We start from the raw sequence: 25,711 nt of genomic DNA on the forward strand, positions 1-25,711 counted from the left end.
TACGTAAGAGCCGTTAATGCCCAGTCAGAACCAGCGTGTTTACCGGCATCAGGATCAAACGCAGGCGCAGACCCGCCGCATGAACCACTCCGATCGTGTCAACCACATGCAGGAAAGCAGAGTGCCAAAAACCCAAATCTTCATGCTCCAGCCGCTCGTGGTTATCGGTGTAGACATTCGCCAGACAGTTGCTGCCGGGCGGGATATCATCCGCCATGCCCTTATAAAGCGGTTCAAAATAGACCAGGATCGAGCCCGGCACCTTGTTGGACTGCACGTCTCTAAGCTCGTCTGACGGGCGAATTTGTCCCGATGGGATCACATCCTGAACTTCGACCACCACAACCGGAATAACCGTGAACGGCTTGGTCATGCAGCCCAGCTCTCCGACCATGCCGGGTTTGATAACCTGCGCCGACATCTGATTGAACGCAGCCTGAAAGCGGTCATGCCCGGAATTTGACGGCACAAGAATACCTGCTGGACGCAGCAAAGGACTGACGTAATCGCCAACCTGAAGGCCGAACTGTTCAATCCTCCCCGTCACACCCGCGTTGATCACAGTCTTATCCAGCTCGGTCAAAGCAGCATCCAGGTTCGCATTGGCGCTGGCCAGTTGGGCCGGGATCAGCTCTTCGATTTGCTGTACGACGGCAGCGCGTTGCGATTCAGCCGCAACCAGCTTGGCCTCTCGTTCAGCGACAAGGTTTTCCAGCCGGTCAATCTCGGCCAGGCGGACGGCGCTTGACCCTTCGTCCCGCAGGGTCGTATTGCGTTGCAAGTCCTCCAGCGCCTGATCCAGCGCCGCTTTTGCGCCCGCGATCCCGGCGGCGGCCTCGGCCAGATCGGTCTCCGCGACTTTCAGTGACGCCTGAACTTGCGCGATCTGCGCATGCGCTGCCTCAACCATTGCAGTCTGAGTAAAGTCCTCGATCCGGAAGATTGGCTGCCCAGCAACGACCTGTTGGTTGTTGGAGACATAGACCTCGGACACTCGCCCACCCAGTTGCGGCAAGATCGTTACCGTGCGGAAATACGACGCCGCAGTTTTGCTGGCCGGGTGAAAATAGAACAGAGTGGTGATCACGGTCAGCGCCATAATGGCACAGGTTGTCAGACCCCAGCGCAACTCGTACCACATGGTGAATAATGTGATCTCGTGCCCGATACGTTTTCCCTGCACAAAGCGGCGGAACAGATAATCAGGCAGCACTGTAACCAGCGCGCACATCAGTGTTTCAAGCATGTCCTATTGCTCCTGCTGCGCGACGGGTTCGGGGGATGGAACGGGATCGGGATCAGCAGGCGGTTGCGGCGCCAAAGATCGGATCGCATCGGCAATGGCACGCAAGGGCGCACCTATGTCGGGAAACTGGAATCCGGCGACCAGAATGGCTGCAATCCAGAACAATCCGTTATGAGTGAACAAAGCCAGCAGCGCAAGAATTCCCACAAGCTGAAACTGCGGGTGGTTGGATTCATGCGCGAGCTTTTCGGGGATCGAATGCAGGGTGAAATAGCCAACGCCGATCAGGATGATTACCACAACCGTGAAAATGAACATGACCGTCAAAAGAAAATCGCTGCCATCCGCCTGGGTCACGTAAGACGGAATGTGCCCCGTGGCCAATGGGTGTAAATCTGCTGTGCTCACCCTGCCCTCCTCTAATTGCTTTCCACTTCTTTGGATGGGTTGATGCGCAAATTCAACCCTGCTTAAAGTCTCAATTAGAATTCTACGGTCGTGCACGACGCATTCGACGTCAGAAAATCACGACTGCGGCCAGCAAAGGGGCGACATGATAGATTTCCTGATTATCGGCGGCGGTATTGCCGGGCTTAGCGTGGGCGCGCGGTTGTCAGAGCGCGGCCAGGTCACCGTGCTCGAAGGCGAAGAGGCGCTGGGCTATCACGCATCAGGCCGGTCCGCGGCTATGTTTGCACCCGCCTATGGTCCGCCTGCTGTTATTGCCCTCAACCTTGCCAGCGCAGCGCATTTTGAGACGAATGACTATCTGTCGCCACGCGGCTGGGTTCTGATCGGCGGGAAAGACCAACACGATGTGTTTCACCGGGATGCCGATCAACTTGGCGGCCGACAGATTTCCTTTGACGCGGCACAATCCCTTATCCCGATCCTGAACCCCGAAACCGTCGGGTTCGCGGCGCACAGCGACAGTGAACAAGATATAGATACCGACCGCATGATGCAGGATTTCGCCCGGACGATCCGTGGGAATGGTGGATCCGTTCTGACCCGGCAAAGCGTCACGGCAATTCGCAAACATAGGCACTGGATCGTCGAGGCCACCGAGAGCTTTGAGGCACGACACATCGTCAATGCAGCCGGCGCCTGGGTTGACGAAATCGCGGCGATGGCCGGTATCGCGCCGATTGGTATCCAGCCGCGCCGCCGCTCAATGGCCCGTATCCCGGCCCCCGGCGGGCATGACTTGCGCGCCTGGCCCATGATGTTGGGTGCGGGCGAAAGCTGGTATGCTAAACCCGACGCGGGCAAATTGCTGGTCTCACCTGCCGATGCCGATCCGACCGCCGCCCATGATGCGTTTGCCGATGACATGGTTCTGGCCGAGGGCTTGGCCCGGTACGAGGCAATGGTCACCGAGCCTGTGACACGGGTCGAAACCAACTGGGCGGGCTTGCGCAGTTTCGCACCGGATGGCAGCCTGGTTTTGGGGCCCGATCCGACCGATCCTACGTTTATCTGGTCTGCCGGTCAGGGTGGTTACGGGTTTCAGACGGCCCCTGCTGCATCCCAACTGGTAGCGGATCTGACAGTCGGCAACCAATCAAGTCTGGACACGGCGACCATCGCCTCTCTGAGACCAGACAGGTTGCACAGATGAACAAGCGCCCGTTACCCTCCAACGCCAGCGTCGCGACTGTAGGAGAGAACGGTCAGTTGGTCGCTCCGGCAGCCAGCCGTAACGTCGGGGCTTTGTGTGATCTTCTGGACCAGTTCGCCCCTTTGACCGGACAAGCGCTGGAACTGGCAAGTGGCACCGGTCAGCACATCGCAGCCTTTGCCGAGTGCCGCCCCGGCATGCATTGGCAACCCAGTGAGGTTGAATCCGAACGGCGGGCCAGCATCAATGCCTACACCGCGGGCCTGCCGAATGTGTCTAAAGCAGAAGTTCTGGATGCAACCATCGAGGGTTGGCATCAGCCGTTTGGCGGCAGGGATCTGATCGTTCTGATCAATCTCTTGCACCTGATCAGCTGGGCCGAAGTGGAAACGCTTGTCGGTGAGGCAGCGCAAGCACTGAACGCGAATGGCCGGTTGATCCTTTATGGTCCTTTCATGCGCAACAATCGCCTGACCAGCGTGGGGGATCAACGATTTCATACGGCTCTGGTCCAGCAGGATGCTGAAATCGGATATAAAAACGACGGAGACGTTTCTGAGCTTTTGGCCAATCACGACCTGAAAATCCTGGAAGTCGCGGAGATGCCTGCAAATAACCTGGCCTTCATCGTGGAAAAATCTAACACCTGATCCAGATCAAAGCCCGACCGAAGCCAACTAAACATATTCCAAACACACGATGTTAAATGGAATGTAGCATGCCCTGGCAGGAAAAGATCAACGACACGCGAAAAGGTCTTCGCAATTTGAACGGCGCAATCCCTGATACCGCCCGCGCCTTCGGTGCGCTTGGCGCGGCGGTCAAGCAAGGCGGAACGCTAGACTACAAGACCAAAGAATTCATCGCTCTTGGCATATCCATAGCGGACCGATGCGAACCCTGTATCATGCTGCACACCGAAGCTTTGATCAAAGCCGGCGCGTCACGTGACGAGGTATCGGACGTTCTGTCCATGGCGGTTCAGATGGGGGGCGGGCCGTCGATGATGTACGCCTCTAAGGCGCTGGACTGTTTCGACGAGCTGAGTGCATGAAAAAAGCCCGCGTGCTGCGGGCATTTGAAGGCGGCACCAAAAAGGTGCCGCCGTTCTTATCCAGATCAGCCGTCCTTGCGGATGACCTCGTTTTTCGGATCATAGGGGCTGTCGCAGGTGACGACCGCATCCCACAATTTGTCCTGAAGCTTGACCTTCAGCTTGGTGCCTTCCACCGCCAGATCGGGCTTCACATAGCCCATGCCGATGGATTTCTCGTAGGCTACTGAATAGCCACCCGAAGTCAGACGACCGACGCGTTCACCTTCCGGCGTATACAACACTTCACGGCCCCACGGATCGGCATCCTCCGGTCCGTCGATCAGCAGGGTGCAGCATTTCACGCGCACGCCAGTCTCTTCCAGCTTGGCCTTGCCATAGAAATCCTTGGACAGGTCAACAAAGCGCGGCAGGTCGGCTTCCAGCGGGGTCGCGTCGCGGCCCAGCTCAGTGCCGAAGGCGCGATAGGATTTCTCCTGACGCAGCCAGTTCTGGGCGCGTGCGCCGACCAGCTTCATACCATGCTTCTCACCGGCTTTTTCCAGCAAGTCGAACAGGTAGTTCTGCATTTCGATCGGGTGGTGAAGTTCCCAACCCAGCTCACCAGTATAGGCCACGCGGATCGCGTTGACCGGGCACATGCCCAGTTCGATCTGACGGGCCGACAGCCATGGGAAGCGCTTGTTGGACAGTGCGGTTTCCGGATCGGCGTCTTTGATGACTTCTTTCAGAACGTCCCGCGATTTGGGTCCGGCGATGGCAAAAACGCCCCACTGAGTGGTCACATCCTGGATCTCGATGTAACCGAACTCCTCCATCTTGTCCTCGGCCGCCTTGCGCAGGTAATCGGCGTCGTACTCAGTCCAGGCACCGGCAGAGACGATGTAGTAGTTGTTCTCGCCGTTACGGACGATGGTGTATTCAGTGCGGGTGGTACCGTGCGAGGTCAGCGCGTAGGTCAGGTTGATACGACCGACCTTGGGCAGCTTGTTGCAGGTAAACCAATCCAGGAACTGGGTCGCACCGGGGCCTTTGACGACATGCTTTGTGAAGGCCGATGCGTCGATCAGACCAACGCCTTCGCGGATCGCCTTGGCTTCGTCAACGGCATGCTGCCACCAGCCACCGCGGCGGAACGAGCGGGCATCATGGTCGAAGTTTTCGGGTGCATCCAGCGGACCGAAGTAGTTCGGGCGCTCCCAGCCGTTAACCCAGCCAAACTGTGCGCCACGCGCTTTCTGACGATCATAAGCCGGAACAGTCCGCAGCGGGCGGCAGGCAGCGCGTTCTTCATCGGGGTGGTGCAGGATGTAGACGTGCTCATAGCACTCTTCATTCTTGCGGGCCGCAAACTCGGTGGTCATCCAGTTCGACGAGTAACGTTTGGGGTCCAGCGAAGCCATGTCGATCTCGGCTTCTCCATCGACCATCATCTGGGCCAGATAATAACCGGTGCCACCCGCAGCGGTGATACCAAAGCTGAAGCCCTCGGCCAGCCACATATTGCGCAGACCCGGAGCCGGACCAACCAGCGGATTGCCGTCGGGCGTGTAGCAGATCGGGCCGTTGAAATCGTCTTTCAGGCCGGATTCAGCACAGGACGGCACGCGCTCGGCCATTGCCATATACTGATCTGCAATCCGGTCGAGATCGAGCGGGAACAGATCAGCACGGAAGCTGTCCGGCACGCCATGTTCAAACTGCGCCGGCGCACCATGTTCATAGATCCCCAAAATCCAGCCGCCGCGTTCCTCGCGTGCGTAGGATTCGTTGTCGGCATCACGCACAACAGGGTGTTCCGGGTTGCCCGCTTCACGCCATTTGACCAGCTCAGGGTCTTTGTCCATGACGATGAAGGTGTGTTCGACCGGGATCGCGGGCATCTTGATGCCCAGCATTTTCGCGGTCCGCTGTGCGTGGTTGCCCGATGCGGTCACGACATGCTCGGCGGTGATAACCACCTGCTCATCCGACGGAATGAGGTTACCGCCCTTCTCGACCATCTTGGTGCAGGTGACTTCCCAATGAGTGCCATTCCAATGGAAGGCATCGGCCTGCAGCTTGCGAACGATCTCAACACCGCGTTGACGCGCACCCTTGGCCATCGCCTGTGTCACGTCTGCTGGGTTAATATAGCCGTCCTCGGTGTGATAGATCGCGCCCTTCAGGTCCGAGGTCTCGATCAGCGGCCAGCGTTCCTTAATCTGGTCCGGAGTCAACCATTCATAGGCAACGTCACAGGTTTCGGCGGTCGACGCGTACAGCATGTATTCGTCCATGCGCTCCTGGGTCTGCGCCATGCGCAGGTTACCAACCACGGCGAAACCCGCGTTCAGGCCGGTCTCATCCTCAAGCTGCTTGTAGAAATCGACCGAGTATTTGTGGATATGCGTGGTCGCATAGGACATGTTGAACAGCGGCAGCAAACCCGCCGCATGCCAGGTCGAACCTGACGTCAGTTCGTCCCGCTCGATTAGCATGACATCGTCCCAGCCTGCCTTGGCCAGATGATAGGCAATCGAAGTGCCGACGGCGCCGCCGCCAACGACCAGTGCTTTGACTTGGGTTTTCATAGCCGGGTGTCTCCCCTTGGAATCTGTTGCCACCATATGGCGCAATCAGCGCCCACCGCGCGACATTCATCCGACCAGTGATATAAAAAAAACGACCCTCAGACATCTGGGGGTCGTTTTTCCTACAAGTTTTGAACTTTCTCAGCCGCCAGACAGCGAGCAGGTCTTGCGCGCATCTTTGAAGGCGCATTTGCCCGAAGACCCTGCTCCACCCTTGTTCACACGAATCTCGGATGCTTCGTTCACACGTTTCCCAGAAGCATCGGCAGTTTCTGAACCTTTAAAAAACGACTTCAGGCCGCCGAACAAACCGCTCGAGCTTTTCGGTTCGACCTCTTTTTCTTCCGACCCACCCGTTAGCTTCCCGAAAAGTCGCCCAAAAACACTGCCGCCAGATCCATCCGCATCTGCGTTTTCAATTTCCAGGCCAGCCAACCCTTTGCGATACCCGATCTGGATCAAATCATCCGGGGATTGGATATTGTTTGCCGTCAGATCGAAAGCATCAGATGGCAACCCGTGTTGTGCCGCCATTGTATTGGCAAGCAAGGCCAACCCGTTGATGTTTTCGATCCGCAACTGAGCAATCTCGCTGCGCAGCCGGGTGAACTCGGCCCGGACTTCGGCCATTTGCAAGGCGCGCTTTATGCCGCCATCCGGGTCGGTAACCGCCTCGTTTCCTACACCAGGCACCGGCCGGCTAAGCAACGCGTTCATCCCATCATAGTCAAGCTGGCTGAGGAATATGCGCACATCCTGCTCCGGGGCATCTGTGTACATCTCAACACGTATTTCCTCACCCAGACCCAGGGTGCCCGTATAGATCTGGAACCCAACCGGCTGTGTCAGATCCGTCACTTTGGCAGTGATCATAGACCAGACTTTACGGACATCGAGATGGATCGGGCTGTACTCTGCTTCGACGAACTGAAAATAGGCAACGCCCCCGATCACACCGAACGGAGCATAATTGCTGGCGCCGAAATCCATCGAGTCGATCGATCTTGCGATATTGCCCGCAAGTGAATCCGCGGAAGCCTCCTGCCGCAGTTTGATCTCAATCCAGTAAGTGTGACCAGCCTTTTCATAAACCCAGCCTGCCTTATCCAGTTTTTTGGCCTGTATTTCAGCTTTTTGAACGGCCACCTTACTGGCAAGCGGGCGCGCGGCCTCACTGACTGATTTCAAGCCCCCCCCTTCACGCGCATCGAGCGTGAAGTCACTGTCCATTATTGCCCGACGCGAAAGCTCTGAATCCGGGACCGGCATATAGGGCTTGCCCCCTGCGCGCCAACGCTTCTGGCGGTCGCGTTCTGCCGCTTCGGCATCCAGTTCTTCATGATAAAGGGCGAACCGCGTTTTGAGCGTTTCCACATAGCCGTTTGCCGACAGCGTACCTTCGTGTTTCTTATCCTGCTGGTAGTAATCCAGCCCGGCAACAACCAATCCAACAATCAGCGCAAACCCGATCAGCCGCAACGCGTCCATCAAATTACCTCAATATTCATTCACTGCTTATTTCGCGCAGAATCTTTGAAAATTGAGGCATCCTTGTGGCCTAGATACGGAATAATCCGCGCGGTTTTTACCCGTCCCGAGCCGGAAATATTTTTCCAGGGTTCATGATATTGTCGGGATCAAGCGCCTTTTTCACCGCCTCCATAAAGGTCAGCGCTGCCCCTAGCTCCTTGGCCAGGTATGACCGCTTTCCTTGCCCGATCCCATGTTCCCCGGTACAGGTTCCCTCCATCTCGATCGCAAGGTTATTCAACCACCCAACAAACCCGTCCGCTTTGGCCACTTCGTCGGCGTTTTCCATGTCGATCAACAGCAAGGTGTGAAAATTACCGTCCCCTACATGCCCGACAATCGGCGCCAAAAGCCCAAGTTCCTTGGCCTTGTTTCGGGTCGCAGTCACGCATTCTGCCAGTCGCGAGATCGGTACGCAAACATCGGTTGATATGCCCCGCGCACCCGGGCGCAACTGCAAGCTGGCCCAATACATATCATGGCGTGCCTGCCAGAGTTTGTTGCGTTCTTCGGTTGTCGAAGTGGCCGCGAAATCTGTGCCGCCGAACTCTTCGGCGATCTGACCAAATGTCTCAGCCTGCTCGACCGCACCACCAGTCGATCCATGAAACTCCAATAGCAAAAGCGGGGTTTCCGGTAAGGCCAGTCCCGAATAGGCGTTTGCGGCCTTCACCGACACCTCGTCCAACAACTCGATCCGGGCCACGGGAACGCCGTACTGGATCGTCATCATTACAGCCTGACATGCCGCGTCGACAGAAGGAAACACACAACGCGCCGAGGTGATCGCTTCGGGGATGCCTTGCAGACGCAGAGTGAGTTCTGTGATGATGCCCAGCGTGCCCTCTGCGCCCACCATCAGGCGGGTCAAGTCATACCCGGCCGACGACTTTCTGGCCCGCTGCCCGGTTCGGATGATTTGCCCGTCCGGCATCACGGCCTCAAGGCTAAGGATATTGTCCTTCATCGTGCCATAGCGCACCGCATTGGTTCCCGAAGCACGGGTCGCCGCCATACCGCCCAGCGAGGCGTTCGCACCGGGATCAATCGGAAAGAACAGACCCTGATCACGCAGATGAGTATTCAGCTCCTCTCGCGTTACACCTGGTTGCACGACACAATCCAAATCATCGGAATGAACGGCCAGTACCTTGTTCATCTGAGACAGATCGACCGAAATGCCACCGGCTGGCGCGTTCACATGCCCTTCCAGCGAGGTTCCGGTGCCAAAGGCAATCACAGGGACCTTATGCGTGGCGCAGGCCTTGACGATTTCCGAGACTTCCTGGGTCGAATGCGGAAACACCACTGCATCAGGGGGCTGGTTTTCGATCCATGTGGTCGTATGCCCGTGCTGCTCGCGGATCGCCTGACCCGTTTGCAAACGGTCGCCGAATTGCTGTTTCAGAATGCCGACGACCGTTTCAATCCCCGCCTCGTTTCGCCGAAGCGACTTTGCTTGCACCATGCTTTCCCTTTCTGACTGGCCGCTAGACTATTCGCCCAGCGCAATGCCCTCACGTCGCGGATCGGCACCGCCTGTCAGCATGCCCCCGATCTCGATGGCATGAAGACCTGAAGTCAGATCACGTGCGTTGACCTCATAGCCAAGTTCGGTCAGCGCATCCGAAAGCCCTTCGGCCCCGGTGCCCTGTTCCACGTCGAACGTGCCGAAACGATTGACCAGATGCGGCAGTGCCAAGGCCTGTTGCACATCCATATCCCAATCTGCCCAGGCGATGATCGACTTGGCAACATAGCCGATAATCCGGCTTCCACCCGGCGATCCGATGGCCAGAACCGGTGCACCGTCCTGCATCACAATGGTCGGGCTCATGGATGAGCGCGGGCGTTTGCCCGGTTCCAGACGGTTGGCAATCGGAACGCCATCGCTGTGGGTTTTGAACGAGAAATCGGTCAGCTCATTGTTCAACAGGAACCCGTTGGTCATCAGCCGCGATCCAAAGCCGTTTTCGATCGTCGTGGTCATGGACAGCACATTGCCATACTGGTCCACGATCGAAATATGCGAGGTCGACGGAAGTTCCAGCGAGATATCATCCGCCCAGTTCGAGGCATGGTCAAATTCGGGATTCCCCGGAACGGCGTCGATCAATGCGGCCTCACCGCTCAGCAACGCGCCCCGTTCGGACAAATAGGCAGGATCGACCAGCCCCTGTGTCGGCATCGGGACAAAATCATGGTCAGCCATATAGCGCCCACGGTCGGCAAAAGCCAAACGCGAAGCATCCCCGATCAGCCGCCAGGATCTGATATCTTCGGGGCCTGACGCTGCCAGATCATAGCCGTTCAACATGCCCAGAATCTGCCCGACCGTCAGCGCCCCTGAGGATGGCGGGCCCATTCCGCAGACTTCATAAACGCGGTAGGTGGCGCAGACGGGGTCACGTTCGATGACCTGATAAAGCGCCAGATCTGTACCAGACAGCACGCCCGGATTCCCAGGCGCGTTGCGAACCGCGCTGACGATCCCGGCGGCAATCTCTCCTCCGTAGAATCCAGCTGATCCTTCCGCAGCCATGATGCGCAGCGTTTCCGCATAGGCCGGGTTCGTCAACCGCTGCCCCTGTGCAAGCGGCTGTCCATCCGGCAGGAAATACGCGGCTGTCTCGGGAAATCGCGACAGGCGTTCCGCGTCATTCTCAACAAGGCTGGCCAATCGAGGGGAAACCAAAAAACCCTCATCAGCCAAATTAATGCCGTCAGAAAACAGGCCGGGCCACGGGCTGCGGCCCCAGCGGCGATGCGCCTCTTCCAACAAAGCCGGGGTGCCGGGTGTGCCGACGGAAAGTCCTCCGACAACCGCATCAAAGAATTTCAGCGGTTCGCCATTCTCGTCCTGAAACAGACGATGGGTGGCCTCAAGCGGGGCGGATTCACGTCCGTCCAGTGTTGTCAGCTTGCCAGAGGCCGCATCATACCAGACCAGAAATGCACCACCACCAAGGCCTGAGGATTGCGGCTCGACCAAACCAAGTACAACCTGCACGGCAACCATCGCATCAGCCGCCGAACCGCCTGCCCGCAGCACCTTGGCCCCGGCCTCAACCGCCAGAGGGTTGGCCGCGGCCACCATCCAGTTCTGTGACGTCACGGGTTCACCGGCCAATTTCGCTTCGAGTGAGGCTATGACTTCTGCGGTCAGGCCTTGAACCTGCCCGTCAGTACCACCCTCCGGTGCAACTGCATCCGCAGCTTCCTGAGAGGCCAACGGCCCGGCAAAGGTCATGGTTGCCAAAAGCAATCCCGAAATCAGACTTCGTTTCATAGTATCCTCCTGAAAAATTGACTTTGTATCGTCAGGCCACCAAGCCGCGTACTATAACATGGACGGAACAACCTGGTCCGGTGGTCGGTGGCCGTCTTCGAATGTCTTGATATTTATGATAACTTTTTCGCCCATTTCGATCCGCCCCTCAAGCGTGGCAGATCCCATATGCGGCAACAGAACCACGTTCGGCAACTGCCGTAGGCGAGGGTTCACCTTCGTTCCGTGTTCATAAACGTCAAGACCTGCACCTGCGATATCGCCTGACCGGATTTGGCGGGTTAGCGCGTTTTCATCGACTACTTCGCCACGTGACGTATTGACTAGCACTGCACTCGGCTTCATCAGCTTTAGCCGCCGGGCATTCATCAGGTGGAAAGTCGAAGGCGTAGACGGGCAGTTGACCGAGATCACATCCATCCGTGCGACCATCTGATCAAGGCTTTCCCAATAGGTCGCCTCAAGCTCTTGCTCTGTCTCCGGTCTCAACCTACGACGGTTGTGGTAATGTATCTGCATTCCGAAGGCACTGGCACGACGGGCAACCGCCTGACCAATCCGGCCCATCCCCAAAATGCCAAGACGCCGCCCACCGATCCGCCCACCCAGCAACGCGTTGGGTGACCATCCTTGCCAGTCCCCTTTTTGCATGACGGACAGCCCCTCGGGGATGCGGCGGGTCACGGCCAATATCAGCGCCATAGTCATATCCGCAGTATCGTCGGTCAGCACACCGGGCGTATTCGACACAAGGATGCCGCGCTGACGGGCGGTTGCGACATCGATATTGTCAACCCCTGCCCCATAGTTGGCGATCAGTCGCAGCCTTTCACCCGCCCGCCCCAGCAATCCGCCATCAATCGAGTCTGTAACCGTTGGTACAAGTACATCCGCTTCTTGTACGGCCGCTACAAGCTCTTCTCGGGTCATGGGTGCGTCGTCCGCACGCAACCGGACATCGAACAGCTCGCTCAATCGGGTTTCAACAGCCTCGGGCAACCGTCGCGTAACGACAACACTCAGACGTTCTCTAGGCACCTGTGTACTCCCACTGCTTTGCAAACTTTCGCGCGTCATGGCATCGTGGCGCAGGATAAGGCGGGGCACAAGAACCCCTGGGCATTGATCCAACCTTTTTTCGAAGCAAAATTAACAGGCATAAGAGCAGACTGTCAGTGAGTGTTCTCCTACCAGTAAATCGCCGGATTCTGGCGCTTTTTTCAGTAATTTTGCTTGTGCTTGGTCCCTTTGTGGCCAGCGCACAGGATAAGCGCGGCCAGGTCACGAATCTGCCTTTGCCACGGTATGTTTCCATGAAAGCGGCCGAGGGAAACGTGCGCAGAGGACCATCCCTGTCGCATCGAATCGACTGGGTGTTCAAACGGCGCGGGATGCCTTTGCAGGTGACGGCGGAATATGGCAACTGGAGAAAGGTTCAGGACCGCGATGGCGCAGGGGGTTGGGTCCATTACGCCTTGTTGTCTGGCGTGCGCACAGTACTGATCGAATCCGACTTGCTGCCGGTCTATTCCAACCCGGACCCAAACTCGCAGGTCAGTGCGCGGTTTGAAACCGGCGTTGTCGCGCGGCTTGGAACCTGCACGATCGAGTGGTGTCGCATCTCTGCAGGTGGATATCGTGGCTGGGCCCTGAAATCCAACCTTTGGGGCGTCGATCCCTCAGAGATTCGCGAGTAGCGCTGATCTCAGAGCAACCGGCAATGAAGTTCCCGATCCGCCACTCTCGAACTTGCTTATTCTTGTTATCTGCTTCGGCATTGGGCGGCCCTACGTAAGCAGGAGGCGCAACAAAGGGGTGCAGCGCCAGAAAGACCACATTCGCGACTGCCACTCGCCCTCGTTAAACCAATCGAAAACCTGCTTCCTGTCCGCCTGCCAGACGAATCCTCGCCCGGCCCAGCCGTTCAACATCTGTCCGCAGAGTCATGCTTCTTTGGCGGAAGAGCCAATTCACAGCCGTTGCCGTCAAACCATGTTCAACACCTTCGGGCAGGAAGAGGTGCTGCTAACATGACCCGTGAAAGATGCTCTGAATCTTTTTTATAACTGGCCTAATTTTTTTGCCTGAAAGCTCTTGAACCCTACCAACAACAATCGTAGATAGCGCCTCACCGTTGGGGTGTAGCCAAGTGGTAAGGCAGCAGTTTTTGGTACTGTGTATCGTAGGTTCGAATCCTACCACCCCAGCCAGTTCATCAGATCATAGAACGACAACAGGCTCTTGGGGCTAAACCCTCCGAGAAATGCCCCCGTTTATGCCCCAGCCACCCGAACCACCCGTTAACAATCATAGCGGGTTCTGCGGGGGTGCCCCTCCCACGTTGCGGGAGGAACGGGTTAGCTGTTCCGAAGTCGAGGTTTCTGCATAGCCACAGGTCTATAGCATATCCCAATCGACCCCGTTCGCCTGCCGGTCACGCTCATCCTCAAGGTTATCACGGCGGTCATAACCAACCGAACCTCTCACCCGTCCACCAGCGACCTGAATCCGGCTTCAGTTGAAGTTCCTCTGATACCACAAGCTTACTGTCCAGAATCGGCTTGTTGAACTTCCCGGTCAGCTTGGCAACGCTGTTTTGCGTGATCGAGTTTTCTTCCCCGAACAGCTTGGTGATCAGGGTGCAGAGGGTGCATTTACCTGTCCCTTTATATCGGGAGTAAAAGAACAAAGCCCAAGCTAGTTTCTCAGCCTCATTCTGAAGACCCCACGGCACCCAATCCTTGACGACGCGGCGGTCAGCCTCGTGGCCGAAGATACGCTCAAGAAACCGATCGAACATAGTCGTGTCAGCGTCGGCCACTGCAAGGTCGCGATAGGCCGGTTCATTCCAAGCGTTGAGAGCAACTGTATCGCCCTCAGGTATGATCGGCTCTTTGATGTCGGGGCGGCACTTCGTAGTTCCGTTCCATATCCGAACATTCTGGCTAGGATCATCGTGGATTTCTTCGAAAGCCCGCTGAAACACCGCTCGCACATGGCCTGGAGTAAACTCCATCGTGGGGTAGTTGCTCCGCATCCTACCCAAGCAGATACGTTTGGCCTCCGCCTGCGACAGAGGATGTGAGGGACGTTCAGGTAGATAGAACTGATTTTTATAGCGGACAACCCACTTGCTGATCTGCCGAGCAAGTAATGCCACGTCCTTTTCGATATCAGTTGCCGCCTCAGGTAGAGTTGGGGCGTTCCGGATCACACGGTAGCAAGGTCGACAATACGGACAAAGTGGGTGTTCAAGGAACCTTTTAAAGTGCCTTTTCAATGAACTTTGAAAAAAGCTCACCCTGCGAATTGATCCTAAGTTTCGCGTAAATGTTGCGTCTGTGGATGCGGACTGTGCCTGGAGAGATGCCGAGAATTGTGCCGACAGCTTCTGCCGAATGGCCCTTCAATGTGAACTCAACAACTTCTCGTTCTCGTGGTGTCAGAACGCCATCGCCAAATGCCTGGAATGCTAGATCGACGCGACGACTAACGCCATTCGCTGCGGCGCCGCGGGCCATCGATGGAAAGTCACTCCAATGTTTGCAACAGGCTGCCCGAACGAGCGGCCATAGAGCGTGCAAATGGCGAATTTCCTTGGCGGAAAAAGGCTTCTCTGCTCGCATGAGCGAGACCACAACCATCCCAGCGCCTGGGATATCGATAAAGTAGCCAATCTCCTCTGCTAACCCAGTCCTTTTGTAATAGCTGCGATAGTATTCGCCCTGATAGAACCTGTCCGGTGCGATATCGCGCATGCGGTACAGACCCGGTGTTATCGGTTTTGTCGCGGCCAAAAAAAATGGATCAAGTACGTAGGGCCCGGCTTGGTAGTCCTCAACAAAAATACGCCGTTTGCTTTTGGGGAAATCGTCGTGAAGGTCTATTGGTGCTTCGGTTCCGACATGGCCAAACACTACAGTAAAATCGAATGGCGCGACCTGCCGTAAGCCATCTGCTAAAACACAGGGAAACTCTGGGGTTCCGATCTTCTCCACGACCCTGCCGGCCTCCTCCATCCAATCGTACACACGCAGCTCCAGATTTTCGAAAAGCACCCCTATACCCCAATTGTGGTATATACAGTTATTCCGAGTTATTGTTACTTTTTCCTTGTTTGAGTGGTATGCCAGTAAATGCCAAAAAATCAAGCAAAAGGAAAACGGCAGTATATGAGCTTTGACATGAGCGTCACCATGCAGACGATTGCGGAACTCCGAGGAGTGACCAAGACCTTCGGGAATGTGGTCGCTGCCAAAGACCTGAATCTTTCCATTGGGAAAGGAGAGTTCCTGTCATTCTTAGGCCCATCTGGTTGCGGCAAAACCACTGCACTTAGAATGCTGGCAGGTTTCGAGAAGCCAACCGAAGGTCAGGTGTTGCTCGATGGAGAAGTCGTCAACGACTTGGATGCGCACCATCGCCCAGTCAACATGGTGTTTCAGCACTACGCTCTTTTTCCTCACCTGAGTGTGTTCGACAACATCGCGTACGGCCTGCGCCAACAACGACCACGCGTAGACAAACAAACAATCGCGACAAAGGTTGAGCAAGCGCTGGAAACTGTTCGTCTTGGTGGATTTGGCCCACGTCGCATCTGGGAGATGTCTGGTGGTCAGCAGCAACGCGTCGCTTTGGCGCGTGCGATCGTAAACGAGCCCAAGCTTTTGCTGCTCGATGAACCAATGGCTGCTCTGGATCGAAAGCTTCGAAAAGAAATGCAGTTTGAACTGCAGAACCTGCAACGACAACTAGGAATAACTTTTGTCCTCGTCACGCACGACCAAGAAGAAGCGCTTTCAATGTCCGACCGAATTTGTGTGATGGAAGGCGGCAGTATTGTGCAGGTAGGCAGCCCACGTGAACTCTATGACATGCCCCGCAGCCGCTATGTGGCAGGATTTGTAGGCACCTCGAATTTCTTTGATGCAACCGTAACTGACGCAGCAGCCGAGCAAATCACTGTGCGTTTAGCGAGTGGCCAAAAGGTGCACGGAACTCCGGAGATCCCAATCGATGTAGGGCAGGTAGTGTGCGTCAGTATCCGTCCTGAACAGATCACGCTGACCCGCGCGCTACCCGCAGCTGAAATCGCTCTGCCAGTTACCATTCAAAATCGGATCTTCCTTGGGGAGCACACAGAATACCTTGCGCGCAACGAAGCACTGGGTGATTTCCACGTACTTGTGCCAAGGCAAGCGGAATTGAACGAGGGGACGTTCAATGCGGGAGAGCAGGCCTTTGTTTCATGGGGCGAAGGCGCACTGCTGATCCTGGAAAATTAACAAATCCCGCAATCCAACAACAGAGAGGTTCACAATGACCAAGGATAATGGGACTATTTCCAAGCAAAAGTTCATGGAAGAGCTTCGCCGGTACCAAAAGGGTTCCGTCACACGGCGACATTTTTTGGGCGTGACAGGTCTTGGGATGGCAACGGCCGTTCTGGGCACGGCTATGCCTGGGTTGCGTCCACGCCCGGCATTTGCTGCCGGAGACATTGGCGACCGAGTGATCCTCGCCACGTGGCCGAACTACCATGACGAGATGAACTTCGAAGCCTTCACGGAAGCCACTGGCGCTCATGTTCAGGTCAATGTTTTTGGCTCGAACGAAGAGATGTTGGCAAAACTGCAGGCAGGTGGGTCTGGTTGGGACGTTTTCGTACCGACGAACTACACGATCACTACGTATGTGGGCGAAGATCTGATCATCCCGCTCGATACGTCCAAACTGCCAAACTACGACGCAGGTTCATTCGAACAACGCTTTTCGGATGCCGGCTCTGTCGATGGCCAACTTTACGCGGTGCCGAAAAACTGGGGCACGACCGGCTTTGCAGTGAATACTAGCAAGCTTGACGGCGCTCCGACTCCAACCACATGGAAAGAGTTCTGGGACCTTACTATGGAAGGTTACTCAGGTCGGACAATGGTGCATGATTACCAACTCACCACCATCGGTAATGCCCTGAAATACTTCGGCTACTCCTTCAACTCGGTCGATGAGAAGGAACTGGCCGATGCCGAGAAATTGTTGCTGGATGCTAAACCGCATCTGTTTGCAATCTCGTCGGACTATCAGCCACCGATGCGTAACGGTGACGCCTGGATGACGATGTGCTGGACAGGTGACGGCAAGCAGATGAATGTCGACATGCCTGAAATCGCCTACGTTCTGGGAGCTGAGGGCGGTGAACTCTGGTCCGACTACTACGCTATTCCTAAGGGCGCACCCCATATGGATGCCGCTTATGCCTTGATCGACTTCCTGCTGAACCCGGAAGTTAATGCGAAAGAAGTCCTCGCTCATGGCTATCCATCGGCTGATGCTCGCACCAATGAGTTGCTGCCGAAGGAATTGCTGGAAGATCCGATCCTTTATCCGGCAGCTGACCTTCTGAGTGCGCTCGAGTTCGGCGCGGCGGCTACGCTAACCGATCCAAACCGTGCCGAGTTGCTCGCCCGCTTCAAGTCGGCCTAAGCGGCAAGGCCGCCAATATCGGAAAAGACGAGGACAATATGACCGAACGAGGCAGAAAAGCACTGTTGCTGGCACCGGCAGGAATATGGCTATTGGTAATGCTTGCCCTTCCTCTGCTGGTCGTCTTCGTCTTTTCCTTTGGCGAACGGGGTGCCGCCGGAGGCTATGTTCCAGCGTTCACGCTGGAACAATATGCCAACCTTCCTGCGCGATGGACGGCGTTTAAGAACACTTTGATCCTTGCACCTCTGGGGACTATCGCTGCGTTGGTAATTGCCTACCCGCTCGCCTACTTTCTTGCGGTGCGTTGTTCACCAAAGTGGAGAACTTCGCTGTTGATCCTGGTGATCGTGCCGTTCTGGACATCGATCCTGATCCGGTCATACGCATGGATTTTCATCCTTGGGGGGCGTGGCTTGCCCGCTTTACTGGAGTCGATCGGCATCGATGATGTCCGCCTGATAAATACGCCGTTCGCCGTGCTTGTGGGGATTGTCTATGGGTATCTACCTTTGATGGTTTTCCCAATTTTTGTAAGCTTGGACAAACTGGATAAACGCCTTCTGGAAGCCTCGGCTGATCTCGGCTCTACCCCATGGCGTACGTTCCGTCAGGTGACACTTCCTTTGTCGGTACCTGGTATCGCAACTGGCTGCATGCTGGTCTTCATCTTGCTGATGGGCGAGTTTCTGATCCCAGCGATCTTAGGTGGCGGAAAGGTCTTTTTCGTCGGAAATGCGCTGGTGGACCTGTTCCTGCAGTCTCGAAACTGGGCGTACGGATCGGCGGTCGCAATGACTCTGGTTGTCGTAATGCTTGTCACTGTCTCAATTTACATGAAATTCATCTCGCGTCTGGGTGGCCAGCGCGAAGATGTCTCGCTGATGTGAGGATCCGATGCGCTTATACGCGATTTGCGTCTACCTTTTTCTCTATATTCCCATCGGCATCATCGCGCTTTTCAGCTTCAATGCCGGACGACACGCAAGCCAGTTCATGGGTTTCTCGACCCAATGGTATGGCAAAGCGCTCAACAACCCATTTGTTATGGACGCGCTCGAGACCAGTCTGCTTGCAGCATTCATAACTGCTTGCCTCGCATCCACTCTCGGAACCATGGCTGCCATCGCTTTACAAGGGGTTAAGGGATGGCTCCGAACTTTGTTCGACGCGATGATTTATGTTGCGATAATGATACCCGGTATCGTCATCGGTATCGCGACGCTCATTGCCTTGGTTACCGTATTCGGCTGGCTTAACCCAGTTCTTGCCAGCCTATGGCCCGATGGAGCAAATCCCCCGCAACTTTCCATGGGGATGCCCACGCTTGTCGCTGCGCACACCATGTTCACAATGGCGCTGGTCATAATCATCGTACGTGCAAGGCTATCGGGTATGGACCGCGCGCTCATGGAAGCTTCGGCGGACCTCTTTGCGACGCCCTGGGGCACCTTTCGGCAGGTGACACTGCCGTTGATAGCCCCGGCAATTTTGGCGGGCTTCCTGCTCAGCTTCACTTTCTCATTTGATGATTTCATCATCGCGTTCTTCGTAGCTGGCTCAGAAACAACCCTGCCAATCTACATATTCTCATCCATCCGGCGCGGCGTAACGCCCGAGATCAATGCCATAGGCACTATGGTTATGGGCGCGTCGCTCTTGCTTCTCGTTACAGCGCAACTTCTTTTGCGCCGAGGCGCCTCAAAATCGAATAGTTAAATAAAGGAGCCAAGTGACATGCGGCTTGCAGGTAAAGTCGCGCTCGTGACGGGCGCGGGATCAGGAATTGGTCGGGCGGGTTCAATGGCAATGGCGCAAGAGGGTGCGCATGTCATGGTAACGGATCGCGATGCAACACTTGCTGACGCCACTGTGGCCGAGATCATTGCACAGGGAAATCAAGCATCTGCCTTACAGCTTGATGTAACCGATGACGATGCCCTTACCAAAACCATAGACGAAGCAGTTAAAAACTTCGGTCGGCTCGACGTGTTGCACTCTCATGCTGGGTTACAGATCGAAGGAACGCTGGAAGAAGTGGAACCGGTTGGAATGGATGCTTCTTGGGCATTGAACGTCCGCGCCCACTTCATTGCCGCGCGTGCAGCCGTCCCCCATATGAAATCACAAGGTGGAGGCAGCGTGATCGTCACTGCTTCCAATTCTGGCGTTCAATACGACCGGGGTATGATCGCCTATGCGACCACAAAGCACGCAGCTGTTGCGATGGTCCGGCAGATGGCAGCCGATTACGCTGTCCATGCAATCCGTTTCAATGCCCTTTGTCCAGGATTTGTGGACACCCCCTTCAATGCAGGCTTCGAGAAGCAGATGGGTGGCCGTGCCAAACTGGAAAGCTACATCGAGCAGGCGATCCCTATGAGCCGGTGGGCGACAGTTGAAGAGATTGGCCATGGGATCGTCTATCTAGCTTCAGATGAATCCGCTTTTATGACTGGGCAAGCCTTGGTTATCGATGGCGGTGAATGCATTTAGTGATGGGTTGGACCACTCAAGAGAATGTCTATCGCCGCACTTCATTTTTTGCGAGCACATTTCAGCCCGCTTTGGGCTCAGCTCGGCCCGATGCTCGCGCGGCAATACCGTTGTGATCGGCTGATCGAGACCGGCCATAGGAGGATCGGGTCAAGTCTTTGATCTTGTGTCATGTCGTTCAATGCACGGACGTTGGGAAATCAGGAGCCATAGTTCGCGCTTCAGGCGGCGAAACCAGGGAGTGAGCCCAAATTGTCGAATACTGCGGAGCCGTGTTAATGTCTGCAAACGATGCTCTGGAAGCCAAAATGACCAAACACCCCAGTCAAGTGAACGATGAAAGACCCGCCATTCTCTGTGTTGCAGGCTTTGGTGACAATGCGAGCATGTTTGAAGGTTTGGCTGACACCCACCTCGCCAACAGCTATCGTTTGCTACCCATCAATCTTCCGGGATTTGGCGCTCAGCCTCTGGCAAAGGCAACAACTCTTGAAGCACTTGCACAAACCGTCGCCGACAAAGCGATCAAGCACGGAGCTGAGATCATTGTCGCTCATTCGGTTGCTTCAATCATAGCCTCCCTGGCCGCCAAAAGGGCCGACTGTCCTTTGACAACCATTATTTCTCTAGAGGGTAATATCACCGCCGAGGATGCCTATTTTTCTGGAACTGCCGCGGACTACAGTGATCCGGTTGCGTTTCGTGCAGCGTTTCTTGAGCGGCTTGATGAAATGGCGAAAACGGCACCGATCATCCGACGGTATCATAATGAAGTATCGAAGGCCTATACTCTGGCGCTGTGGCAACTCGGCACCGACGCACGGCATTTTTCAACAGGCTGCGTGCCCGGCGAGCTTTTGCAAAGCGCGGCAAATGTGATTTATCTCTACAATCCTGACAACTGTCCGGACAGCACCGTCCGGTGGCTGGAAGAAAACAAGATGGATCGGATTATTCTCGAAAACGCCACTCACTGGGCGAGCGTAGATCAGCCCGAAAGGCTTGCAGAAATGATTGCTGAGGCACTCCACCGATAGGTGAACGCAGCCGTTCACAATTGGATAGATGAAAGTTGGCTTTGTATTGGATTTCCGCAAGAAACGGGTCGCGGTGTCGCGGTCACGTAAGCTAATCCGTTAGGTAATAGTTAGTGACGGAAGCAGAAGACATGACAAACCAACCCATGCCAGCAATGGATTTTACAGCCAGCGTCATGCTGCTTTTGCTCGCCGCGGTTTGGGGCGGGTCGTTCTTTTTTGGTGAGGTAGCCCTGTCAGAGGTGCCACCACTTACAATTACATTGCACAGGGTTTTTTGGGCGGTTCCTATTCTTGCGCTAATCGTCTTTTTCAAAGGACTGAGTGTTCCACGCACCCCTCGGGCATGGGGCGCTTACCTCGTAATGGGGGCGCTCAATAATGCCATTCCGTTCTCGCTGATCTTCTGGGGGCAAACGCAAATCGACAGCGGGCTGGCTTCAATCCTAAATGCTACGACAGCAATGTTTGCAGCGGTCGTGGCGGGTTTGCTTCTTAAGGACGAGCCCTTGACTCCGAAGAAGATAGCAGGTGCTGCACTGGGTATTTTGGGGGTGGCCTTCATTATGGGGCCAAGCGCATTGACCGAGTTCAATCCGAGCAATCTGGCACAGCTGGCTATTCTTGGGGCGACGCTCTCTTATGCATTTGCCGGTGTATGGGGCAGGACTGCTCTTTCGGGCCAACCACCGCTGGTGAATGCGCTTGGTATGCTGATCGGCAGCACAGTGCTTATGATCCCGATTGTTCTCGTGATGGATGGCCCCCCAAACTTGGCTCTGTCTTCTGGCGTATGGTCTGCGCTTCTTGGGATGGCCGCACTATCAACAGCACTGGCCTATGTTCTCTATTTCGCAATCCTTGCGCGCGCAGGTGCTGCCAACCTTCTTTTGGTAACCTTACTGATTCCACCGTTCGCTATCGGCCTTGGCGTTTCATTCCTGGGTGAAAAGATGGAGCCAGAGGCTTGGGTCGGGTTCGCCATCATTGCCCTTGGCTTTGCTGTAACCGACGGCCGGCTTTTCTCCCGCTTTGTCAGGCGCAAGCCCCAACAAGCAAAATGAGGCGCTTTCTAGAATACTATTGACCACCACATTACGGAGTGACGATCCTCGCCGTCACCAACTGACCCGGCCAAGCGTCGGCTCTATTTTTGAGTAGCGGACACCCCCAACCCGCCAGCACCAGCGACCCCCGTCAGCCCCCGGAACGAGACTCGCCAGCGGTCGTCTCAGCACCAGTGGGCGGGTCTCTAGTGGTCTCGCAGCGGCCTCTCTAGCGGTCAGAAACCCATTTATAATAATCGACTTCGACAATACTGCCTCACGGGCCCGCAAACCCGGGCGGAAGTTGCGAAACATCAGCCGCGACAGCTGGTGAGGTCCAAACAAGGCCCGAAGCAAGTACAATCGCGGAAACCAAACCTTTCGACTGGCGCACTATTTGGGAAGCTGGTTGGAGGGTGGCATCAATTGCACTGATCATACCTGTAGTCCCCGTACTCCAGCCAGTTTACCGAGCCTTCGCTAAAAATCAGAAATTCGGACCTGTCTTCCCCAAGCAAGGCGACGACAAATCCGGCCGGTGGCTCGGAGTTTCCGAAGTAACTGTAGGCCGTCATGGCTCTGATTAACTCGCCGTTGACCGTTACTCGTGCGTCCCACTCCCCCTCCGGGTTTTCCAAAATCATGGGTTCGATCACGCGTTCTATCGCTCCGCCTCCACAATAGACGATGCCTTCGGGTGCTTCGTAGGAGGCTCCCTGGCTGGCATCCGAAGCACATTCAGAACGAAGGGACCGAATTGCCGCGCTGGAACCTTTTAAGTCGAAGATTCCATAGCTGACATCTTGATCAATCATCGACAAATTAACCGATGCATTGGCCGCAAGCTGGTCCAATACAAAACCATAGTCCTGCTGACTATTGAAACTGATCTCGACGGGATAATTGTCAACGATCTGCAACACAGCGTTTTCAGCGCCAACCTGAAATGCCCCAACCTCGGTGGTGCCGTTCTTCAAAAAACGAATGGAAAGCCCTTGCTTCTCCGCAATGTCCTTGCTGTCCTCATATCCAGCTGGAGCAAAGCGAATACGGTTACACTGAAGCTCCAGCGTCATGTTTCCGGTCTGAATAAATGCATTGGGATTAGGCCCGGAACTGAACGACCACTCCGCCGATGCTGTGGTCGCCATTGCCATCATTAGCGTTCCAATGGAAATCGGTCTGAAACTCATTTTCTCTCTCCATGGTGTTGCGGTTTGCACTTTCATTCAGCAGAGATTCCGACCTGTTGCCCCCACAGCGAGGTCAGGAAGCAGGTGCGCCGTATTCGTTTGCGCCTTCTTGGGAAGGTCGTGTCAGCCACCAGATCATCAGAATGGACAGAACGAATTGCAGAATTGAGACAACGACAATACCGGTCAAGCCTAGGACTGCCGCGGGTCCTCGCAATGCATCGGGGTTTTCGGTCCCTTGCTCCAATACCGAAAAGAACGCCACCCCACCCAGCATAACAAAAAGCGTTGTAATGCTGAGCGCCATCGGCAGCAGCAAGTACCAACCAGGTCGTCCTGTATCATGCAGTCTCCGCCAACCGGCGGCTAGCATTGGTATGAGAACGGCCAGTTGAAAAACAGAGGACAGAACCCGAGATCCTTGGCCTGTTTCGGGGTTTGTCCCGAACAGGATCGAATCCAACCCGGCAAAAACGGCACTTACGAGAACCACAAACAAGAAGAACCACCAGTATTCTGAGCGTATAGCCCGCCCGGAGAACTGGAAGTATTTCGAGAAACACGTTTTAACTGCTTCACCGAATCCCATCTTTCATTCCTTTCTCAGTTTCTGTGCGGTCTCAAAACATTTCGCCGCTCAGGAGAACACACTCTCCCCTCTGGGTACTCCCACTTACCTTTTTGTTTGAAAGCAGAAGCCTATCGTACGAGAGCGTAAAGAGTTTTACGCGCGGAAAAAATGTTGATTTATGAAAAAATATATTCGAACATACGAATTCGACACAACTTTTTTTTACCTCCGTTGTTGTCGCTGTCGCCCGATCTACCGGGCCCTTCCGACTGCTGGAGTGAGTGCCGGCGGTCGGAAGGCACTTCACAATAATCTGGCTTGGGAGAACACGATGCTCAGACTTAACGTACTCGCCCTCTCTCCCAAGTTCGCTCTAGCTTTTACCAGTGACGTCATACGGCCATCACACGTTGTTGGCGGCCTCGGTAGTCAACGTAATGTCGTTCTGCCCCACAAGCCCCCCGCGGCAAGTTTTTGGGAAAGGTAGTCAAAGGATCGAGGTGTGTTCTGTTGGCTGCACAGACGCCAAAGCTTCAAACATGCGCATCCAATTTCACAAATTTCAAAGGAACCAGAGGGAGAAGAAAATGACTAACAAGAAGGTTATGATTGCAGGCGCGACATGTTTCGCACTGCTTGCGGCCTGCGACGATACGAGTACATCCAGTGCGTCCGCCGAACTCACACCCGCTCAGCAGGCGTGTTTGCGAGATGTAGCCAGCACAACGAACAATTCGCAAGTCGTGGTGCTCTCATCCGCGTTTAGCGAGGCGGGGACACAGGTCACTGTAGGCGTTGGCGAGGATCGTGCTCCTTGGAATTGCATTGCTTACAGTGATGGCACGACAGCTGGTATCGAGTTCCTGGGCGACGAAGGCGCATTGTGACCAGTCTGCTGCGTAGCCGAAAACGGCTGCGTAGCACTGGCTTGATTTGCTGAGGCTCGACTTGGTTTGTAGAACCACTATCATTGTATTCGCGATCCTTTACCTGTTGGCGTTGATTGCATTCTTGACGGGCACATTTGGCTGGTTGGGACAGGAAAGAGACCCTTTGTCCGGGGTGTTCCTTCTGCCGTTGGGACTACCTTGGATACTTGTAGCGGACTCGATCTCAGAGTCGGCCAAACCGTGGTTCGCGGCGCTCGCACCGGTGCTCAACCTGTTAGCGCTGGTCTTGATTTGCAGATGGGCACATGGTTTGCGCCGGTAGTGAAAGCCGCGCTTATTCTCACCAAAAGGGAGGAAAACATGGGAAAAGTGATCTTGGGTATTGTGATCGGGCTCGCCCTCGGCGTGGTTGGGGCGATGACCATGGGTGGCGGTGCCGCGATAGGTGTCGGCGTTGCGACTGGCTTGTCCGCCGGTGTCTGCACCACATTGAAAGGAGCACAAGCCGAGAATCTGATCACCGCCGAGCAAGCGGATCAGATCCTCAATCGCGTTAATTCCGAGATGGCGTCACTGCAAGGAATTGAAACGACAGGCGAGATCGTCGGCAGCGCACAGGCATGCGACGAGTTTCTGTCAAAGTTACGAGTAACTAAGTGAGGTTCCGCTTTGTAGGGAACAA

24 protein-coding genes and 1 tRNA gene are annotated in these 25,711 nt (G+C 55.4%); 14 read left to right on the forward strand and 11 right to left on the reverse strand.

The genetic code is table 11. The features are described from left to right. Positions 1-13: 13 nt before the first annotated feature. Both AC2FGB_RS17075 and AC2FGB_RS17080 read right to left on the reverse strand, forming a co-directional pair. Complete coding sequence (locus AC2FGB_RS17075) at positions 14-1,246, reverse strand: HlyD family secretion protein (protein WP_142638954.1); 1,233 nt, start codon at positions 1,244-1,246, stop codon at positions 14-16. Positions 1,247-1,249: 3 nt separating this feature from the next. Further along, positions 1,250-1,654, reverse strand: coding sequence for a hypothetical protein (locus AC2FGB_RS17080; protein WP_142638956.1), 405 nt, complete (start codon positions 1,652-1,654; stop codon positions 1,250-1,252). Positions 1,655-1,799: 145 nt separating this feature from the next. Here AC2FGB_RS17080 and AC2FGB_RS17085 point away from each other — a divergent pair, with 145 nt between their 5' ends. The 3 genes from AC2FGB_RS17085 (at position 1,800) to AC2FGB_RS17095 (ending at position 3,921) form a co-directional block, all read left to right on the forward strand. Continuing rightward, positions 1,800-2,867, forward strand: a complete 1,068-nt coding sequence (locus tag AC2FGB_RS17085; protein WP_496694451.1) for an NAD(P)/FAD-dependent oxidoreductase — start codon at positions 1,800-1,802, stop codon at positions 2,865-2,867. Next, entirely contained in the window at positions 2,864-3,517 is a 654-nt protein-coding gene (locus AC2FGB_RS17090; RefSeq protein ID WP_496694452.1) for a DUF938 domain-containing protein, read from the forward strand. The genes AC2FGB_RS17085 and AC2FGB_RS17090 overlap by 4 nt, the downstream gene beginning before the upstream one ends. 68 nt (positions 3,518-3,585) lie before the next feature. Then, complete coding sequence (locus AC2FGB_RS17095; protein ID WP_142638962.1) at positions 3,586-3,921, forward strand: carboxymuconolactone decarboxylase family protein; 336 nt, start codon at positions 3,586-3,588, stop codon at positions 3,919-3,921. A gap of 65 nt (positions 3,922-3,986) precedes the next feature. Here the strand turns inward: AC2FGB_RS17095 and AC2FGB_RS17100 are convergent, their stop codons facing one another. The 5 genes from AC2FGB_RS17100 to AC2FGB_RS17120 form a co-directional block, all read right to left on the reverse strand. Then, complete coding sequence (locus tag AC2FGB_RS17100; protein ID WP_496694453.1) at positions 3,987-6,494, reverse strand: GcvT family protein; 2,508 nt, start codon at positions 6,492-6,494, stop codon at positions 3,987-3,989. Between the two features lie 141 nt (positions 6,495-6,635). Continuing rightward, positions 6,636-7,982: a hypothetical protein gene (locus AC2FGB_RS17105; protein WP_496694454.1), complete on the reverse strand. Its 1,347-nt coding sequence runs from the start codon at positions 7,980-7,982 to the stop codon at positions 6,636-6,638. Positions 7,983-8,079: 97 nt separating this feature from the next. Further along, positions 8,080-9,492 carry an FAD-binding oxidoreductase gene (locus AC2FGB_RS17110; protein WP_496694455.1) on the reverse strand — a complete coding sequence of 471 codons (1,413 nt, stop codon included), beginning with the start codon at positions 9,490-9,492 and terminating at the stop codon, positions 8,080-8,082. Positions 9,493-9,519: 27 nt separating this feature from the next. Further along, the gene (ggt, locus tag AC2FGB_RS17115) at positions 9,520-11,313 is read right to left on the reverse strand and encodes a gamma-glutamyltransferase (RefSeq protein WP_496694456.1); all 1,794 of its coding nucleotides are present in this window, start codon (positions 11,311-11,313) and stop codon (positions 9,520-9,522) included. Between the two features lie 51 nt (positions 11,314-11,364). Further along, entirely contained in the window at positions 11,365-12,351 is a 987-nt protein-coding gene (locus AC2FGB_RS17120; RefSeq protein ID WP_281973630.1) for a 2-hydroxyacid dehydrogenase, read from the reverse strand. Positions 12,352-12,488: 137 nt separating this feature from the next. On the opposite strand from AC2FGB_RS17120, the gene AC2FGB_RS17125 reads away from it, so the two are divergent. Both AC2FGB_RS17125 and AC2FGB_RS17130 read left to right on the forward strand, forming a co-directional pair. Continuing rightward, on the forward strand, positions 12,489-13,010 hold the full coding sequence (locus AC2FGB_RS17125) for an SH3 domain-containing protein (RefSeq protein WP_142638974.1): 522 nt from the start codon (positions 12,489-12,491) through the stop codon (positions 13,008-13,010). 438 nt (positions 13,011-13,448) lie between these two features. Further along, a tRNA-Gln gene (locus AC2FGB_RS17130) sits at positions 13,449-13,523 on the forward strand. 254 nt (positions 13,524-13,777) lie between these two features. Here the strand turns inward: AC2FGB_RS17130 and AC2FGB_RS17135 are convergent. Together AC2FGB_RS17135 and AC2FGB_RS17140 are read right to left on the reverse strand one after the other, a co-directional pair. Continuing rightward, complete coding sequence (locus AC2FGB_RS17135) at positions 13,778-14,329, reverse strand: primase-helicase family protein (protein ID WP_496694457.1); 552 nt, start codon at positions 14,327-14,329, stop codon at positions 13,778-13,780. Between the two features lie 247 nt (positions 14,330-14,576). Continuing rightward, a complete protein-coding gene (locus tag AC2FGB_RS17140) occupies positions 14,577-15,332 on the reverse strand; it encodes a helix-turn-helix transcriptional regulator (RefSeq protein ID WP_246097276.1) in 756 nt (251 codons plus the stop codon). A 165-nt stretch (positions 15,333-15,497) separates the two neighbouring features. Here AC2FGB_RS17140 and AC2FGB_RS17145 point away from each other — a divergent pair, with 165 nt between their 5' ends. The 7 genes from AC2FGB_RS17145 to AC2FGB_RS17175 all read left to right on the forward strand — a co-directional run bounded on the left by AC2FGB_RS17145 (position 15,498) and on the right by AC2FGB_RS17175 (position 22,393). Beyond that, entirely contained in the window at positions 15,498-16,598 is a 1,101-nt protein-coding gene (locus tag AC2FGB_RS17145; protein WP_246097278.1) for an ABC transporter ATP-binding protein, read from the forward strand. 34 nt (positions 16,599-16,632) lie between these two features. Then, the gene (locus AC2FGB_RS17150) at positions 16,633-17,796 is read left to right on the forward strand and encodes an ABC transporter substrate-binding protein (RefSeq protein WP_496694458.1); all 1,164 of its coding nucleotides are present in this window, start codon (positions 16,633-16,635) and stop codon (positions 17,794-17,796) included. A 38-nt stretch (positions 17,797-17,834) separates the two neighbouring features. Beyond that, positions 17,835-18,686: an ABC transporter permease gene (locus AC2FGB_RS17155; RefSeq protein ID WP_142638982.1), complete on the forward strand. Its 852-nt coding sequence runs from the start codon at positions 17,835-17,837 to the stop codon at positions 18,684-18,686. A 7-nt stretch (positions 18,687-18,693) separates the two neighbouring features. Further along, positions 18,694-19,515, forward strand: a complete 822-nt coding sequence (locus tag AC2FGB_RS17160) for an ABC transporter permease (RefSeq protein WP_142638984.1) — start codon at positions 18,694-18,696, stop codon at positions 19,513-19,515. 18 nt (positions 19,516-19,533) lie between these two features. After that, the gene (locus AC2FGB_RS17165) at positions 19,534-20,292 is read left to right on the forward strand and encodes an SDR family NAD(P)-dependent oxidoreductase (RefSeq protein WP_142638985.1); all 759 of its coding nucleotides are present in this window, start codon (positions 19,534-19,536) and stop codon (positions 20,290-20,292) included. Between the two features lie 278 nt (positions 20,293-20,570). Beyond that, positions 20,571-21,329 (forward strand): alpha/beta fold hydrolase, encoded by a 759-nt coding sequence (locus AC2FGB_RS17170; RefSeq protein ID WP_496694459.1) that lies wholly within the window; start codon positions 20,571-20,573, stop codon positions 21,327-21,329. A 131-nt stretch (positions 21,330-21,460) separates the two neighbouring features. After that, positions 21,461-22,393, forward strand: coding sequence for a DMT family transporter (locus tag AC2FGB_RS17175; RefSeq protein ID WP_496694460.1), 933 nt, complete (start codon positions 21,461-21,463; stop codon positions 22,391-22,393). 404 nt (positions 22,394-22,797) lie between these two features. Here the strand turns inward: AC2FGB_RS17175 and AC2FGB_RS17180 are convergent, their stop codons facing one another. Continuing rightward, complete coding sequence (locus AC2FGB_RS17180) at positions 22,798-23,568, reverse strand: hypothetical protein (RefSeq protein WP_496694461.1); 771 nt, start codon at positions 23,566-23,568, stop codon at positions 22,798-22,800. Between the two features lie 73 nt (positions 23,569-23,641). Next, entirely contained in the window at positions 23,642-24,157 is a 516-nt protein-coding gene (locus AC2FGB_RS17185; RefSeq protein WP_142638993.1) for a DUF805 domain-containing protein, read from the reverse strand. A gap of 569 nt (positions 24,158-24,726) precedes the next feature. On the opposite strand from AC2FGB_RS17185, the gene AC2FGB_RS17190 reads away from it, so the two are divergent. Beyond that, positions 24,727-25,026 carry a hypothetical protein gene (locus AC2FGB_RS17190; protein ID WP_496694462.1) on the forward strand — a complete coding sequence of 100 codons (300 nt, stop codon included), beginning with the start codon at positions 24,727-24,729 and terminating at the stop codon, positions 25,024-25,026. A 363-nt stretch (positions 25,027-25,389) separates the two neighbouring features. Beyond that, positions 25,390-25,689 carry a hypothetical protein gene (locus AC2FGB_RS17195; RefSeq protein WP_281996017.1) on the forward strand — a complete coding sequence of 100 codons (300 nt, stop codon included), beginning with the start codon at positions 25,390-25,392 and terminating at the stop codon, positions 25,687-25,689. The last annotated feature ends 22 nt before the right edge of the window (positions 25,690-25,711 follow it).

The sequence above is a fragment of the Ruegeria sp. CDSC021 genome, assembly GCF_059610845.1.

Excerpts from the sequence above, each read along its gene's own strand:
- AC2FGB_RS17075 (WP_142638954.1), bottom strand. The coding sequence starts at position 1,246 with ATGCTTGAAACACTGATGTGCGCGCTGGTTACAGTGCTGCCTGATTAT.
- AC2FGB_RS17085 (WP_496694451.1), top strand. The coding sequence starts at position 1,800 with ATGATAGATTTCCTGATTATCGGCGGCGGTATTGCCGGGCTTAGCGTG.
- AC2FGB_RS17090 (WP_496694452.1), top strand. The coding sequence starts at position 2,864 with ATGAACAAGCGCCCGTTACCCTCCAACGCCAGCGTCGCGACTGTAGGA.
- AC2FGB_RS17095 (WP_142638962.1), top strand. The coding sequence starts at position 3,586 with ATGCCCTGGCAGGAAAAGATCAACGACACGCGAAAAGGTCTTCGCAAT.
- AC2FGB_RS17100 (WP_496694453.1), bottom strand. The coding sequence starts at position 6,494 with ATGAAAACCCAAGTCAAAGCACTGGTCGTTGGCGGCGGCGCCGTCGGC.
- AC2FGB_RS17105 (WP_496694454.1), bottom strand. The coding sequence starts at position 7,982 with ATGGACGCGTTGCGGCTGATCGGGTTTGCGCTGATTGTTGGATTGGTT.
- AC2FGB_RS17110 (WP_496694455.1), bottom strand. The coding sequence starts at position 9,492 with ATGGTGCAAGCAAAGTCGCTTCGGCGAAACGAGGCGGGGATTGAAACG.
- ggt (WP_496694456.1), bottom strand. The coding sequence starts at position 11,313 with ATGAAACGAAGTCTGATTTCGGGATTGCTTTTGGCAACCATGACCTTT.
- AC2FGB_RS17135 (WP_496694457.1), bottom strand. The coding sequence starts at position 14,329 with ATGGAGTTTACTCCAGGCCATGTGCGAGCGGTGTTTCAGCGGGCTTTC.
- AC2FGB_RS17140 (WP_246097276.1), bottom strand. The coding sequence starts at position 15,332 with ATGGAGGAGGCCGGCAGGGTCGTGGAGAAGATCGGAACCCCAGAGTTT.
- AC2FGB_RS17145 (WP_246097278.1), top strand. The coding sequence starts at position 15,498 with ATGAGCGTCACCATGCAGACGATTGCGGAACTCCGAGGAGTGACCAAG.
- AC2FGB_RS17150 (WP_496694458.1), top strand. The coding sequence starts at position 16,633 with ATGACCAAGGATAATGGGACTATTTCCAAGCAAAAGTTCATGGAAGAG.
- AC2FGB_RS17155 (WP_142638982.1), top strand. The coding sequence starts at position 17,835 with ATGACCGAACGAGGCAGAAAAGCACTGTTGCTGGCACCGGCAGGAATA.
- AC2FGB_RS17160 (WP_142638984.1), top strand. The coding sequence starts at position 18,694 with ATGCGCTTATACGCGATTTGCGTCTACCTTTTTCTCTATATTCCCATC.
- AC2FGB_RS17165 (WP_142638985.1), top strand. The coding sequence starts at position 19,534 with ATGCGGCTTGCAGGTAAAGTCGCGCTCGTGACGGGCGCGGGATCAGGA.
- AC2FGB_RS17170 (WP_496694459.1), top strand. The coding sequence starts at position 20,571 with ATGTCTGCAAACGATGCTCTGGAAGCCAAAATGACCAAACACCCCAGT.
- AC2FGB_RS17175 (WP_496694460.1), top strand. The coding sequence starts at position 21,461 with ATGACAAACCAACCCATGCCAGCAATGGATTTTACAGCCAGCGTCATG.
- AC2FGB_RS17180 (WP_496694461.1), bottom strand. The coding sequence starts at position 23,568 with ATGAGTTTCAGACCGATTTCCATTGGAACGCTAATGATGGCAATGGCG.
- AC2FGB_RS17185 (WP_142638993.1), bottom strand. The coding sequence starts at position 24,157 with ATGGGATTCGGTGAAGCAGTTAAAACGTGTTTCTCGAAATACTTCCAG.
- AC2FGB_RS17190 (WP_496694462.1), top strand. The coding sequence starts at position 24,727 with ATGACTAACAAGAAGGTTATGATTGCAGGCGCGACATGTTTCGCACTG.
- AC2FGB_RS17195 (WP_281996017.1), top strand. The coding sequence starts at position 25,390 with ATGGGAAAAGTGATCTTGGGTATTGTGATCGGGCTCGCCCTCGGCGTG.